General features: G+C 39.1%; 13 protein-coding genes and 1 tRNA gene. 1 reads left to right on the forward strand and 13 read right to left on the reverse strand.

Annotated features, from left to right (window positions below):
* Positions 1-22 precede the first annotated feature (22 nt).
* From mtnN to BLP54_RS08980, 10 genes are all read right to left on the reverse strand, one after another.
* Entirely contained in the window at positions 23-718 is a 696-nt protein-coding gene (gene mtnN / locus BLP54_RS08935) for a 5'-methylthioadenosine/S-adenosylhomocysteine nucleosidase (RefSeq protein WP_090168931.1), read from the reverse strand.
* Positions 715-1473 carry an ABC transporter permease gene (locus tag BLP54_RS08940; protein WP_090168933.1) on the reverse strand — a complete coding sequence of 253 codons (759 nt, stop codon included), beginning with the start codon at positions 1471-1473 and terminating at the stop codon, positions 715-717. Before BLP54_RS08940 ends, mtnN begins: the two co-directional genes overlap by 4 nt.
* A 20-nt stretch (positions 1474-1493) precedes the next feature.
* Entirely contained in the window at positions 1494-2711 is a 1218-nt protein-coding gene (locus BLP54_RS08945; protein ID WP_090161103.1) for a radical SAM protein, read from the reverse strand.
* A 2-nt stretch (positions 2712-2713) separates the two neighbouring features.
* Positions 2714-3775 carry an ABC transporter substrate-binding protein gene (locus BLP54_RS08950; protein ID WP_090161101.1) on the reverse strand — a complete coding sequence of 354 codons (1062 nt, stop codon included), beginning with the start codon at positions 3773-3775 and terminating at the stop codon, positions 2714-2716.
* Between the two features lie 4 nt (positions 3776-3779).
* Positions 3780-5210, reverse strand: coding sequence for a nitrogenase component 1 (locus BLP54_RS08955; protein ID WP_090168935.1), 1431 nt, complete (start codon positions 5208-5210; stop codon positions 3780-3782).
* Positions 5210-6604, reverse strand: coding sequence for a nitrogenase component 1 (locus BLP54_RS08960; protein ID WP_090168938.1), 1395 nt, complete (start codon positions 6602-6604; stop codon positions 5210-5212). The genes BLP54_RS08955 and BLP54_RS08960 overlap by 1 nt, the downstream gene beginning before the upstream one ends.
* Positions 6605-7480 (reverse strand): nucleotide-binding protein, encoded by an 876-nt coding sequence (locus BLP54_RS08965; protein WP_090168940.1) that lies wholly within the window; start codon positions 7478-7480, stop codon positions 6605-6607.
* Between the two features lie 20 nt (positions 7481-7500).
* Positions 7501-8745 (reverse strand): methionine adenosyltransferase, encoded by a 1245-nt coding sequence (gene metK / locus BLP54_RS08970; RefSeq protein WP_090168942.1) that lies wholly within the window; start codon positions 8743-8745, stop codon positions 7501-7503.
* A 129-nt stretch (positions 8746-8874) separates the two neighbouring features.
* Positions 8875-9018, reverse strand: coding sequence for a YezD family protein (locus BLP54_RS08975; RefSeq protein ID WP_036951617.1), 144 nt, complete (start codon positions 9016-9018; stop codon positions 8875-8877).
* Between the two features lie 21 nt (positions 9019-9039).
* Positions 9040-9110 (reverse strand) — tRNA-OTHER (locus tag BLP54_RS08980).
* Between the two features lie 422 nt (positions 9111-9532).
* Here BLP54_RS08980 and BLP54_RS08985 point away from each other — a divergent pair.
* Entirely contained in the window at positions 9533-10129 is a 597-nt protein-coding gene (locus tag BLP54_RS08985) for a 5' nucleotidase, NT5C type (protein ID WP_090168944.1), read from the forward strand.
* Positions 10130-10177: 48 nt separating this feature from the next.
* Here the strand turns inward: BLP54_RS08985 and BLP54_RS08990 are convergent, their stop codons facing one another.
* From BLP54_RS08990 to BLP54_RS15965, 3 genes are all read right to left on the reverse strand, one after another.
* Positions 10178-13951, reverse strand: coding sequence for a lipocalin-like domain-containing protein (locus tag BLP54_RS08990; RefSeq protein ID WP_090168947.1), 3774 nt, complete (start codon positions 13949-13951; stop codon positions 10178-10180).
* Positions 13952-14219: 268 nt separating this feature from the next.
* Positions 14220-15386: a PP-loop family protein gene (locus BLP54_RS08995; protein ID WP_090168949.1), complete on the reverse strand. Its 1167-nt coding sequence runs from the start codon at positions 15384-15386 to the stop codon at positions 14220-14222.
* Between the two features lie 270 nt (positions 15387-15656).
* Positions 15657-15856, reverse strand: a 200-nt coding sequence (locus tag BLP54_RS15965) for a hypothetical protein (protein ID WP_207646782.1), incomplete at its 5' end; no start/stop codon positions are given.

Below are 15856 nucleotides of genomic sequence, written 5' to 3' on the forward strand. Positions count from 1 at the left end.
CACTTAGTTGTCACACTTAGTTCTATATTGCCTCCAGAAATGAAACCAATAATTCTGTAGGCTTTGTGTTTAACTTATGTCGTATTTCTTTTTCTTCTTCAGTATCAATCTCATGCTTAGCTATGATTGTCGCATCTTCATTTGCAAGATCAGAGAATATTCTAATAGCCGCAAACTCCGTATCCTTTGCTGTAGCCACTTGGGCAATTGCAGCTGTTTCCATATCAAATGAAATTGGATTAAAATCTTTTATTATGCTCGCACGCTCATTTTCATCATGCAAAAAGAAATCACCAGTAGCCAGCTTCCCCGTCAGATAATCATAGTTCTTTTCCTGTGCTGCCTTTTCAAGACCACTTACAATCCATTCAGAAGTATCTTTAATAACCGGTAAATTATCCTTGATAAATGGTTTAAAATCTGTTTGAACATAGCTCTTACCTATAGCGACTGTTCCTCTTTTTACATTTTGGGCCAATCCACCTGACACTCCAATGTTTACAAGCAAATCCGGATGATACTGATTAACAACATCAGCTGTTTGAAATGCTGCGTTAACCTTTCCTACTCCAAGTACCTTTACAAATAACTGCAACTGCTTTTCGTCATTTGTATAAGTATTTTCCTCAGTTTTATTCCAACCTGGCCTATCTGTAATATATTGATGTATATACTCTGTTTCCTCATCCATTGCACTTACTATTGCAACCTTCTTCATCGTTTATTCTCCCAAGGTGTAATCTTTTTAAATATATAAGATAAAATCAAATCACTAAGTATACCTATTGCTCCAATTATGATGATACAAAGAATAACCTGATCTGACTTTAACATGCTTCTCGCATCATTTAATCTATAGCCAATTCCTGAAGTAGCTCCTAACATTTCAGCTGCCACAACTGCCATCCATGAAGCACCCATTCCAAGCTTTAATCCTACTAGAATATTTGGAAGTGCGTTTGGCATATATACCTTTAAAAATGCTTCCCATTTGCTGAGCTTGTATAAATGAGCTACCTCTAGAAAAGAGTCAGGTGTAGAAGCAACACCACTCATGGTATTTACCATTATTGGAAATGTAGCAGCAACTACTATTACCACCACTTTTGATTCTTCTCCAATACCACACCATAAAATAATAAGTGGAATCCAAGCTATGATTGGCACCTGTCTAATTGCAGTTGCTACAGGAATAATTAACGTCTTTACGAATTTGTTCATTCCTGATAAAGCCCCAACAATAACTCCGATACTTACAGCAAGAAAATATCCTTTTAAAACTCTAATCAAACTTGCAATAACATCCTGTTGAATACTTCCCTTTTCCGCCAAGCTTTTAAAAGTAGCTATTACCTCAGATATCTCAGGAAGTATTGCTCCTGAAATTCCTTTCACAGTGGTGGCATAAAACCATGCCACCACAATAGTCAAAGGAAATATAATACTTACTAGAAAATCTTTTGTTCTAACCATATTACTTCCTCCAGATTCCACTAACTGGCAAGAGCCTCCTCATGCTCCACTTCATCACTTGATAGAATTGGTAATCTGCCCTCTTCAATTCTATAGAAATCAAGTACAAGGAAATCCGGTGATGGTGCCACATCGAGGTACTGCTCGTATGTGATACCAGCCTGCTTATGGAGTAGATATGTCTTCTGTGCTAAGTCAAAATGCCACTCTGGAGTAGGTGTTCTATGTCCTTCAAGTTTTGAGCCTGGATTTGGGCACCATGCATTTGTAAGGCAGATAATACCTTTCTTTGTTAGATACTCAACACCTTCAAGAGTTCTCTCTTTTGGTTCAATACCTGCTACGAAACCAGTACGAACTCTTCCTGGACCAAATACACTGACAGCCTTTTCAAGAGAATCAAGCCAATGCTGACGTCCACCGCACTCCTTATCTTTTCCTGGGCATATAACCTTAAAGAAGTTTTCATCCCATACTTCAAGCTGAATAGCAATTGTTCTAAATCCTGCCTCCTTATATTTTTCGATAACATCCAAATCAGCAGGTGCACCAATTACTGCAGTACCATTGAAATCTTCTAAACCAGTCTCATCCTGAATGGCCTCAGCAACATCGATATAGTAATCTACCTCGCGTCTTTCAGGTACGAATCCACCTGTAAGATTTACGTGTCTTGCCCCACTGGTACGGAAAGCTTCCGCAACTGTCTCACCTATCTGACGAGGATTCTTCCACTGAATATTTTCCTTTTCAGCATATGTATCCTTTGTGGCATTAGCATTGCAGAATAAGCAATCCAAACCTTTTTCCTTTAGTGAGCATTCATTACTGTATGCAATACCTACCACTCCATTTGAGAATGTTCCTACATGTGACATATAAGTGCCGTCAGAAGTCTTTTTATTGTAATAGGCTGGTCTCTTATCAAATTCGATACGGAATTTTTCCTGACCATTGTCGTACAAGTAAAATTCTCCATCGATATACTTAATCTCTACACTTGATCTTGGATCCCAGGAGAATGAATATCTGATTCCACTTGGGGATGTGAAATTGCAAGGGAACAATACCTCTGGATGAATTACATGATCCATTTCAAACAATGCATGAATCTGTTCCTGATATTCTCCACCTAAATCCAAATTCTTGAAAATCTTTGGATCCACTTTTATTCCATCTACGTTAACCTTAGCTTTAAACTTTAATTCATTTAATAATTCTGTCTTGATATCACTCATTTTTATTCTCCTTTATATTCCGCTTTTGCTCTCTCATAATATGAAAGGTCATACCATTCATCTACATCGAAATCTCCATCTGTAAGGTCGTTTTCCTGTAAGAATTTCAGTGTGTTTTTCGCATTTTCCACAACATCTTCTGTAGCCTCAATTGTTGCGTAATTATCATGATTAGGATAAGAGTAATCATAGCTTTCAGCCTTATAACCTGCAGCAACCCATTGTTCCTTTAAAGCATCTGGATTATTTTCGATATATTCATTAGCTCTCACAAAGGCTGTTAGGAACGCCACTGCTGTTTCAGGATACTGTTCAAGAAAATCATTTCTGATTTCTGACATTCCACCTGATGACCAGCCTTCATGGTCTCTACTAAAGATAACCTCATCATATCCATTTTCCTGAACTAATCTGTAAGTAACATCACTCGGCTGCGTAACTGTAGCATCGACACTTCCCGTTTCAAGAGCTGCCAGTGCATCTTGCGCTGGAAGATTTACAAACTCGATATCATCAATTGTTAAACCTTCTGATTCAAGGATGTATGTTAATATTCTGTGCATAAAAGCGCCCTTTTGTGTTGCTACCTTTTTCCCTTTTAAATCTGCAACTGTTTTGATATTTGAATCTGGATTGCCAAGTACTACTACTGTATTATTCAGACCGCTGAAGGAAATTACAGTAGTTTCAATTCCATTTGACTTTCCATTTACTGCCGGAACATCTCCTAGGATTCCAATATCCAAACTTCCAGCAGCCAATGCTTCATTAATAGCTGGTCCTGCTCCCGCCATTGGTACCAGATTCGCTTTAAAACCTATTTTTGCAAACTCCTCCTCAAAGTATCCCTGATCTCTTGCAACACCTTCTGTTCCTAAAAGAATATTTGCTCCTGATGTATCTACAAAACCAATATTTATCTCTTTTAATTCTCCATTGGATGCAGTGATGTTTTCTTCCTCTGTTTTAATATTTTCACTTGCTGTGCTTCCGCATCCAGTAAATACTCCCGCCAATAAAGCTGCCATAACTCCAAATGCCAATAACTGATTCTTTTTCTTCATGTTGTCATCCTCCGTAATTAACTAATTTTGCTGTTCTTTCAGAGTTTCTAACAACAGACTTCCCATGTGATAGCTCGTGCCATGATTCTCCTCCTTTTACACTCTGTACGAATCTTATAAGCTCTTCCTTTTTCTCCAACTGCTTTTCTTTAACAATTGAAATGTAGCTCTGTAGCAATTCAATCTGTCCTCTGACTCCCGCTGTAGTCTGGTTCAAAATTGCTCTATGATAAATTGGATAGCTAAACTCAAGCAATGAAACATTGTTTTTCTCTGCAATCTTTTTCTCAAGTGAGCTTCCGATTACAACTTCTGCTCTGCTTCGCTTAATAATATCCTCAATATCTTTTGCATCTGATGTGATGTAGATGTTTTCCGCAATGGATTCAAGCAGCTCTGTGTTATCTCTATCGTGTTCTTCATCCTTCTTTAATGCGTCTGTAAGAACTGCTCCTACCACTCTTGCTCCAAGGACTTCACTAAAGAGTTTTCCATAGCGGATTACCTGTTCCTCATCACCTACGATAAGAGTTCTCTTTCCCAAATCATATTCAAAGATGTCATCCCTGATTCTTGAAAGATAATTCTTCTCGTATTTTTCTTCACTGTTCAGGAAGCTCTCCCTAACCTCCTGGTCAATATCCACGTACTCTGATATCTTCTCGATGAGTTCTCTTTCATCTCTTGCTGATGCAGGTAATGAACTTACAGTAATATATGGTACATCAAATCTTTCCTTTAACAGCTTTGCTGGAAGCTCGCCCCATCTGCTGAAAACAACTGAAGCAACAGCATTTTTTGCATTCACCAAATCATCTACACCGCCATATACTCCAAAGAAAAGATTCACCTTTAAACCTACCCCTGTAAAAATTCTTCTAATCTCCTCCAGATTGCCCTGCCAATATGGGTCCTTCTGTGGAACTATTCCAAATATATTGATAAGCTTTGAATCTGTATTTTTCTCATTCTTTTTAACTCCATCAATAGTCTTTAATATGTCATTTAAAACATGCTCATAACCATAGTGACTACCGCCATTAAAGCCTGCTATAAGAGTGTCTACAACAGGCTCTCCCTGCTCTACAATCTCCCTTGTCATGGCATCTACATCGTCGCCTACCATCGCCGATTCGCAGCTGTTTAAGATGACATATAAATCTCCGTTTACAACCTTGATTGTGTTTTTAATCTGTTCACGAAGTCTTGATGCTCCACCAAAAATAACGTGTCTCTCCTGTGCGGCTGTGCCTGGAATAGCAAATCCGCTGTATCTGCCTGCTCCGTTTCCAACCGATTTATTTGCAAGGTAGTTTATAACTCCACAACCTGCATTTGCATGAACAACTGGTACCACTCCTTCGATTTCATGTACTGTCTGTAAAGCACCGTGAAGTGCGCATCCATTTCTTGGATTTTTAATTACGTTTGACATTAGCTTACCTCCTGCTTTACATACCAGTTTCCACTGCGACGTTTAAAACTATCTTTATAGCTGCTGACGTTTCCGTTCTTTCCCTGAAGTCTCAACGCTCTTCGAATTGAAGCAATGATTACATCTACACCTTCAAATCCGTATGTAACTCTGTTCTTTGTGGAAACAACTACTGCTCCCTCATCTGTCACGTATGAATTACCCACATTCTCGCTAAAGAAAATATCGATATGGTTTTTCTCCAGCTCGTTTGCTTTTTCAAACTGCTGTCCATTTCCAATTATGGCTATAGCATTCTTCTGTAAGAAATCAAATCTCTTAAGCTGCTTTTTGTTATCCAAATCCACAAATGGAGAAGAAAAACCAACCATTTGTCCACCAAGGTTTGTCAACAATCTTCCATAGCCATATACCTTACTTAGGGATGCATCTACAAATACTCGCTTGTCTTCCAGAATGTTACTTACAAACTGCTCAGAGATTTTTGCCTCCGCCTCGTCAATGTAAGCTACTACCTGCTCTTCAATATTCAAGAAGCTTCCAAGCTTCAACAGGAAATTCTTTGTTCCCCTGAAACCTATAGGGGCTTCGCTTTCTATGTAAGGAACCCCAAATACCTCCTCAAGTTCCTTCGCCAGATAATCTCCCTCTTCTGGATTTAAAACGACAGTGGCCCTGGCCTTTGATGCTTTTCTGATTTCCTCAATGCTTGAAAATCTTGGAAGCACCTGGAACTTAATGTTTAGCTCATGAAGTATGCCTGCTATTGAAGCTACATCCTCAATGTTCTCCGAGAAGGAGATTACATTTATGAAGTCTTCCTTCAAATCTACATTTTTATCTACCAGATACTTCAACAAACTGTGTGTCACAATATCGTACCCAGTTACTGGTGTTTTTGATTTAAATCCGTCTGTATAGATACTGATAATTGGAATACCAATCTCGTCCTCCAGCTCGAGAATTACTGAATTTATATCATCATTATTAATGGCGACTACAGGAGTTCCAAGAATGAAGATTGCCTTTGGATGCTTCTCTTCATTTGCTCTGAGGATTGCCTCACGAAGCTTGTCATCTCCACCGAGGATGGTGTCCCTTTCCACAAGATTTGTAGAAAACCATGTGAAGGCTTCTTCTTCATCCTGTGCAATTCCAAGAGCCGAGCAGCCGATAGAACCATTCACAATAATCACCGAATCTTCTATCTTTGATAAGACATCAAAAGCATAGATTGTCTCATCAACATGAATCTGTGAAAATGTTCTGATTCTCTGTTTAATTTCTGTTCCGGATGTTTCATCAATAAGTCCTTCTAAAGTCCCGTGAAAGTGACTAAGAGCACTGAGTCGTTTTTCTCTTGTTAATGCTTTTCTATCATCTAAAAAACTCATTTAAATCGCCTCCGCTACTCCAACTACTCCGCTTTCAATATCGTAAATACGGTCTCCCCAGTTTCTAGCCCAATCTCTAAGCTCTGCAGAACCAAGCGGATTAGGAACCACAAGATTCTCATTTTCCGCAATGTACTTGGCAAGATTTCTATAAATATCAGCCTGCGTACTATTAGGCTTAGCCTCAATAACAGTCTTTCCATAAAGCTCGCTCTGCTGAACATCAATTGAACGATTTACATAGCCTGCGATGCTTGTACCTGTCTTTGCCACAAAGTCCTCTACGATTTCTCTGTGATAACCTGGCTTCATGCTGTTGGCAATAACACCACCAAGCTTTGCACCACCTGTAGGAGCATATTTGTTAATCGCCTTGAAAAGGTTATTGGCAGCATATAAAGCCATAAAATCTGATGAACTTACAACGTATGCCCTGTCTGTAATTCCATCTCTGATAGGAACTGCAAAGCCACCACAAACTACATCTCCAAGTACGTCATAAAGAACATAATCAGGCTTAAATTCTTCGAAAAGATTTAGTTCCTGAAGAAGATTTACTGCTGCGTTGATTCCTCGTCCTGCACATCCTACCCCAGGAACTGGACCACCAGATTCAATACAAAGAACTCCACCGAATCCTTTTACGGAAATATCATCCAAATGAATCTTGTTACCTTCTCTTAAGCTATCAAGAACTGTTGGAAGATAATTATTTCCTCGAAGTGTGTTTGTTGAATCACTCTTTGGATCACATCCAATCTGAATTACTCGATATCCTGCTTCTGCAAGGGCTGCACTAATATTTGATGTAGTTGTTGATTTTCCAATTCCGCCTTTGCCATATATTGCTATGTGCTTACCAATTTTCTCTGCCATTGTTCTTCTTACCTTTCTACCTATACTGCTACTGCATCTCTGGCTTCAGAAATATGCTGAACAGCCAGGTCAACTCTTATATCTTCAAAAATCTTCTTAATCTCATCCACCTTGTCTAAATGCTCCCAAGGTAAATCCACATCGGTCCTGCCGAAATGTCCATAAGCAGCAGTCTGCTTGTAGATTGGTCTACGAAGATTAAGGGCATCGATGATTGCTGCTGGTCTAAGATCAAATACTCTTTCAATAATTTCAACAATTTTTTCATCATCAATCACTCCTGTTCCAAATGAATCAACTGCTATAGATACAGGCTTTGCTACGCCGATTGCGTATGCAAGCTCTACTTCAAGTCTCTTTGCTAATCCTGCAGCCACAAGATTCTTTGCTACCCAGCGAGCTGCGTAGGCTGCAGAACGATCGACCTTTGTTGGATCCTTTCCTGAGAAAGCACCGCCGCCGTGACGACCTGTGCCACCATAGGTATCCACGATAATCTTGCGTCCTGTCAGTCCTGCATCTCCCTGTGGACCGCCGATAACAAATCTTCCAGTTGGATTTACATAATATATGGTGTTTTCGTCTAGGAGTTCTTCTGGAATTACCGGCTTTATGACGTATTCAATTACGTCTTTACGAATCTGCTCAAGAGTTACATCCTCTGCATGCTGTGTTGAAATTACGATGGTATGTACTCTCTTTACAGTCTGTCCATCCTCTGCAAATTCCACAGTTACCTGTGATTTTCCATCTGGTCTAAGGTATGGAAGTGTTCCATCCTTTCGAACCTTTGTAAGCTGTCTAGTAAGACGATGAGCAAACGAAATAGCTGGTGGTAAATACTCTGGTGTTTCGTTTGTTGCGTATCCAAAAATGATTCCCTGATCACCTGCTCCTGTTCCAAAATCTTCCGTCACTCCTTCCTGTTTTGATTCAAATGCCTTATCAACTCCAAGTGCAATATCTGCTGACTGCTCATCAATTGATGTAAGTACTGCAATTGAATCTGCATTATATCCATCAACGTTATTTACATAACCAATCTCTCTGATTGTTTCCTTAGCAACCTTTGCAATGTCCACGTAAGCCTTTGTTGTAATCTCTCCTACAACAAGAGCTAGTCCTGTTGCCACTGTTGTCTCAGCAGCGACTCTAGAATATGGATCCTGAGCAAGTAGCTCATCAAGGATTGCATCAGAAATTTGGTCTGCAATTTTGTCTGGATGTCCCTCTGTTACTGATTCTGATGTGAATAACTTTCCCATGTTCTTTTTCTCCTTTACATTTCTTTTTTATTTTTGGGGTTTATAGAAAACTAAAAGAGGCTCAGAAACACAGCAAATGAAACCGTGTTCCTGAACCTCTAGTTGTCTAGTCAGTTCTAAATCTTTTCTTTATAGCCTTATTTTTTCACTTTTGTCTATCTGGATGATTTTGCCATCCTGAATGATGATGTTTACGGAGCCATATTTTATGGACTCGATGTAATCTTTGATTTTTGCCAGTTGATTTTCAGTTACTTCTTTTACTTCTGCCATATTCTCTCCTTTCACCCTCACTGGTGCCAGATGGATTCGAACCACCAACTTCAGCGATGCCTCGCCTATGCCTTTCCAGCGGCTATGACACCAAAAAAGACTTAAGGTCCTTAGCTAAAAGCTTTGGTCTTAAGTCTTCTTAAAAAATTTAATTCGTATATACGATAATTTCAAACCTATTGCTTTTGCCTAAATCCTTTTTTAGTTTTGTTCATACAGACTGTTTTACAAGTACAACAAATAGAAGTCTGACAGCAGGCCTTACACATACAAGTATTCATCATAGCTGTAGAAATTGTTGTTCTCATTTAGTCTGTTCCTTTCAAATTATTTTTGTAAGTATTTTTATTTCCTACTCACTTACTAGGTTGATAGGATTATATGCGACGCCCCCTATATAAGTCAATACTTCTGGTTACTAAAGAAAATTAGAGCCGGCTATAAAATGAGTTTATAGCTATGGAATGTTATGGTATCATTGTGATGTTATTAAACTGACAAATGGAGAACGCACATGAATATTTACGTAGATTTTGACGATTGTCTTTGTGAGACTGCCCTTCACTTTTCAGGGCTTGTGAAGGAAATGTTTGATAAGGATGTACCTTACGAGAATATACAGTTTTTCAACTTACAGAAGTCCTTTTCATTGACTGAGGAGCAGTATCAGGAAATGATGATAAAGGCTCATACTCCTGAAGTACTATTAACTTATGAGGAGACACCTGGTGCTTCTGAAACCATTAATAGGTGGCTGGATGAAGGGCATGATATGAGTATCATCACAGGCCGCCCTTACAGTGCATATGAGGCTTCCCGCCAGTGGCTTGATGAGCATAATCTTGAAAGAGTAAAACTCTACTGTCTTGATAAATATGGACGTGACAGCTTTATTAAAGACAGTGAATTTAGCTTAAAGCTGGAAGAGTATTATAAGATGCACTTTGATTATGCTGTAGAGGATTCACCTCTTGCGTTCAAATTTTTTGATCATTTACCAGCTTTAAAGGTAATGGTCTTTGACCGCCCATGGAACCGCAATACAGAACTTCCAAATGATAACTATCACAGATGTATAGACTGGAAAACTATTAGAGAATTAGTGAAATAAAGCAGGAATGGCACAGGTCAAACGACCTGTGCCTTTTTCCATGAGGGATTATTTATTTTTTCTAAGTAAGTAAGCTGTTGTAGCACCACCGAAGGCTATTAAGATTATTATTACTATAGGGACAATTCCAAAACCATTTGAGTTTATCTCCTCTTCAAGGGCAGCTTTTGCTACCTCCTCATCCTCAATAGCATCCTCTGTTACTGACTTTTCTGACTCCCCGGAAGCCACTGAAGCTTCCTCTGTGTTTTCAGCAGTATCATTTTCTTCTGTCTCTTCTGTGTTTGCTTCTTCTGAGAGTTTTTCTTCGGTTGTATCTGTTGTTGACTTTGTTGCTTTAGTCTTAGTTACCTTGTTTGCCTTGTTACTAGCAATCTTAGTGTCACCTGCTAATGGCACCTGAGCTTCTGCAACTGTTGTAACTGTATTATTAGCTGCAGGCTGAGCTGACACTGCGGTAGCTGCGCTATTTGAGCCTGATGAGCTGCTCTGATTAGATGAGCTGCTCTGATTAGAAGAGCTGCTCTGATTAGATGGCGCTGGCTGAGCAGTCTGATTGCCTGCTGCAGGCTGTGGTGTTGGAGCTGGCTCAGAGTGTGCAGGTTCCTCCACTGGTACTTCTGCAGGTTCCTCTGACTCCTCCTGCATAAGCTCTTCAGCACTTGGTCTTACCATAGTAAATAATGAATTTGCACCTACTATACTGTAGCCCTTACCATTATTGACACTTAATATCACTCCATCTGCAAAAATATTAGACTCAGCTGCTTTTACCTCCATTGGAGAAAATGCTGATTTTATTTCATCTACTAATTCCTCAAGAACCTCTTCCACTTTATCAAGAATTGTTTCCTCTGTTGGAATTTCCTCAGACTTTGTTTCCTCACTCTCAGCATCTAATATTTCCTGCTCAGCATCTTCAGAATCTTCCTTATTTTCTTCCTTGCTTTCTACTTTGATTTCTTCTTTGATTTCATCCTTTAAATCTTCCTCATTCTCTGCAGCTAAAAGTTCATTTGGAACGTTTACTGAATACCATCCGTTTCCTATGTGAGCCATAGCTTTTCCTGGCTCCGCACCAAAACCTACTGGATTTCCATCAGCATCTACAGCATAAACATTTGCTTCCTCATAGAACTCATCGTCCTCTAGTCTAATATAAAGCTTTGTCATTCCCTCTGCATCAGGCTCCTCCTCTGCTATAGGCTTAACCTTATGCTCTGGCTCCTTTGGCTCATCTTCTTTATTACCCATATATGTTGCATCATAAAGACTACTTATCTCAGATGCTGTCAGTGCAGTATCGTATATACGAACATCATCAAATAAAGCATTTCTACAATCCTCATCTGACCAAATATCACCTGCACCAACCATTATATGATTAGCATTCTGAATTGCTGCATTTTTGCCACTGAAGCAATTAGAGATATCCTTCTTGTCGTATACAATCTGGTTACCATTTAAATAAACCTTGATACCCTTTGTATCCACTGTATATGTTACCAGCTGCCATTTACCTGTTAATTCTCCATAGGCAATTCCTGGAAATGCGTCAGAATAATCATTTGCATTGATTCTTCCTATAAGATTAGCACCGATTCTTGTCATAGGATAATTGCCTGTAACTGCACCACCTGAAACCATATCTGCTTCAAAAAGAGCACTATGCTCCCAGGTAGAAGCACCAATATTTACCCACATGCTTACAGTATAGCCAGACTTATCAATATCCTTGAATAGTTCGTTTGGCAAAGATAAATAATTAACCTGCTTATTCCCTTCACTATTCTCAACTTTCAGAACCTCCCCTCTAGTCTCATCCTTGATTACAGAAGCTGTTCCCATTAATGTTGCATTTCCACCTACTACTGAGGCACCAGTAGCTGAAACACTTGTCCCATCTACATTTTCAAAATCATATCCTGCAATAATATGTGGGCCATCGTATACCATTATCTCATACTCTGCAGTCCTAGACTCGGCACCGCAAGTAATTGTTGCTGTAAGCTTTACCTTTGTATCTACTGATGGAACTGATACTTCACCCTCGTTTGATAATACAGATGGTGTGTCTGAGCTCCAGGTGATAGTTGCACCTGAAAGAGTCTTTGGAAGAGAGAGGTTCTCTCTTGTTGTATCTGGAAGCATTCCTGCTAGCTGATCGATAACCTTTCCAACAACAAGATCTTCTGACTCTTCAAATTTACTTCCCCACACGGCCAGATTGTTATTTCCAATAGCAGTAAAGGTCATTGTCTTTTCATCATTATCGTTTGTCTGTTCAAAGAAAACTCCCTTATAAGTAGCATCACCTATATTTAATGTTACATATGTATAATCAGCAGCATCTGCCATTGTCCAAGAGCCTGTTTTGTCACCTGAAATAGTACCATCTTCATTTAAAGTAACTGATTCAGTAGAAATCATGCTGCCATCCTTTTCAGCATTTCCATGATTTACAAACTCATAGCTTCCAACTACATCGTCCTTTGTATACTTTTGAATCTGCTCATTACGATTTTCGTATACTGCTGTTACAAGCCATTCATCTTCATTTAAGAACTGCTGTCTAACTCTAACCTCATGGCCTTCACCACGAGAAGAATCCAAAAATCTCTGATGATAGAAAAGATAATACTTACCATCATCTGTAATCATCGCTGAGTTATGACCAGCTGCTCTATATCCAGGCTGTCCATAGAACTGATAATTACCAATCAGCTTAACGCCATATTTATAGCAATTTACACCACTTCCACCGGCCTCATTTCCAGCTGGATCAACATATGGACCAAAAACATTTTTAGAGCGGAAGAGACGCATGTTATATCCGCCAGTTGTTGTAAGTCCTCCATATGTTTCGTACATGTAGTAATAGCCGGTATTCTTATCGTATTCAATGTATGGACCCTCGCCAGACTGGTGATTTCCACCTGCAATATGAACACCAAAATATCTATCCACGTAATTACCACTTGTTTCCTCTACTCCATCTGTTCCAGGATAGATTGCTTCACCTGTTGTCTTATCAAGCTCTAAAATAAATAATCCACCTGACCATGAGCCATATACCATATATAAATGCTCACCTGTGGCATCAAAGAAAAGAGTTGGGTCAATGGCATTTGGAGCATAATTATTGTTCCAGCTACCGTCCTTATTAAAGCATTTCCATGTGGATACATCCCCATCAATTACACCATCTGCAATTAAATCATTAAAAGGTAAATAGTCATTAGTATAGGTTGTATCTCTCTTGCTATTACCATCGTAATTTACGCTTCCTGTGTTTGTGAAGCCTGAATATACTACTGTTCCACCATACTGGTATCCACCATCATAGCTCTTCGATACCATATAGCCAATGCAAGAACGGCGCCATGTAGATGAAGCACTGTAATAAAGCATGTACGCTCCCTTGCTTCCATCTTCCCAAACATAATCTGGATTGTAGATTACATCTGGAGCCCAAACTGCATAATTTCCACCGGCACAGTCGCCGTCGTCATATCCTGCCCACTTAAATGACTCTGCAAGATTTTCTCTTAAATTTCCATAAATTACATTGCCGCTAACATCCTGATAATCTCTCGAAACCTGTGTCCAGTTGACTAAATCATCAGAAGACGCTGTGGCAATATGTGAGCCAAATACATAGTATTTGCCATCTTCTGCAAAAATAGATGGATCATGTACTGACACTCTTGAAATGTTTGAAGCAGCCTCTGCCTTCATTGCCCCTAGGCCAGTTAGCTGCGCGCCTGAAGTAGCCATAGCAATAGATAATCCCAATGCCACGGCTTTTTTCATTTTCTTCATTTGTTCCCCCTTCTACCTTTAGTTTAGTATTTACTAAACTATTTTATTTATATGATTCTTAAGTCAATTTTATAACCCATTTTATACAATTTTTCAACATTGATTGTTTAAATTATGTCTTATAATACAATATTTGTTAAAATATTTTAATTTTTTATGTTGTTTTTTATCTATTTTGCTCTATTCTTTTTTCAAACGGTTATGAAAAAATAAAGGCCTAGCCAAAAAGCCAGACCTTAATTAATCTTTTTCTTAGATATTTATTTTTTTACTCATCATAGGTATCAAGGAAATGATGCTTCACACCATCCTGCTTGTAAGCAATTACTGTAGCCAGATTTACATTTTCCACGCTGCGGAAGATGTTTGACTCCACGTATGGATTAACCTTCTTCAGTTCTGCAATAAGATTTCTTGTCTCTAGACGCTTTGATGCGCTGGTTCCATCTACTGAACAGCTGTCACAGGTCTCTGTAAAGTGACATGCACACTGTAAGAAGTGAAGTCCATTGTAACGCTGCCATGCAATAATATCATCCTGTCGAACCAGATAAAGAGGACGAATCAATTCCATACCTTCGAAGTTTGTTGAATGAAGTTTCGGCATCATAGTCTGAACCTGTGCACCATAAAGCATTCCCATAAGGATTGTCTCGATAACATCATCATAATGGTGTCCAAGGGCAATCTTGTTGCAGCCAAGCTCTTTTGCCTTAGAATATAAATGGCCACGGCGCATTCTTGCACAGAGATAGCAAGGATTCTTATCCACTGTATCAACAGCATCAAATATATCACTCTCGTAAATCACAATAGGAATTCCCATAAGCTTTGCGTTGCTCTCAATAAGCTGGCGGTTTACAGCGCTGTAGCCAGGATCCATAACAAGGAATGTAAGCTCGAAGTTTACCTTCTGATGACGCTGTATTTCCTGAAACAGCTTTGCCATAAGCATGGAATCCTTACCACCGGAAATACAAACACAGATGTGATCTCCCTCTTTGATAAGTTCATATTCCTTACAAGCTCTGGCAAAAGGAGAAAACAATGTCTTATGAAATTTCTTTCTAATACTCTTCTCTATTTCAGCAGTCTGAGCGTGAAGCTCAGCTTCGCCTTCTGCATCCTGCTGCTCCATAAGTGCGGAAAGATAGCTGTTATAGCCACCCTTGAGACTTACTGCATCAAAACCATTGTCGCAAAGAAGCTCCGCATCCTCTATTGAAACCTGTCCTCTGGTGCAATATAAAACAATCTGCTTTGATTTATCTAGGCGAGTCACAACACCATCCAAATCAGTATCAAATAACTCATGTGTAATGCTTACAGCACCAGGAATCATGCCATATTTTAGACTATCTTCATTGCGGATATCTACTAGAATGTAGCTACCTTCCTGAAGCTCTGTTAATTCTTTATATGTTATTTCTTTCATTAAACGTTCCTCTTATACATAGCAAAAGCAGATGGCTAGCATCTGCTTTATTCTCCTATCGACTAACTAGGTAGCTATATAATATTTGCTTTCCTTCCTTTTGTCAAATAACATCACCTACAGGGCAGCGTAAATTTGTACTCGGAAATCACAGAAAAGACTATCCATGTGTTTTATGATAAGAATTAGATTTGTTATAATCTTACTCTTTTTCTCTTTTAAAAGGAAGCCCTGCTTCGCAGGCCTCTAATTAAGTGCACAAAGCGTACTTTACTGTACGACAAATAATCCTTCGTTTGCTTGTTGATATTTTATCTGCCTTGAAATGGGTGTCAAGGACTTCAGCCTTCGGTGCGTAGCATCCTTGACTCCCATTTCTGGGCAGATACACTGTAAATCAAGCAAATGAAAGATTAGGTTTGTGCGAAGCACGTTTATTAAAGGCAACACCGTCAGGTGTTGTTTCCTTT

The organism is Pseudobutyrivibrio sp. 49 (assembly GCF_900100545.1).
GTDB lineage: Bacteria > Bacillota > Clostridia > Lachnospirales > Lachnospiraceae > Pseudobutyrivibrio.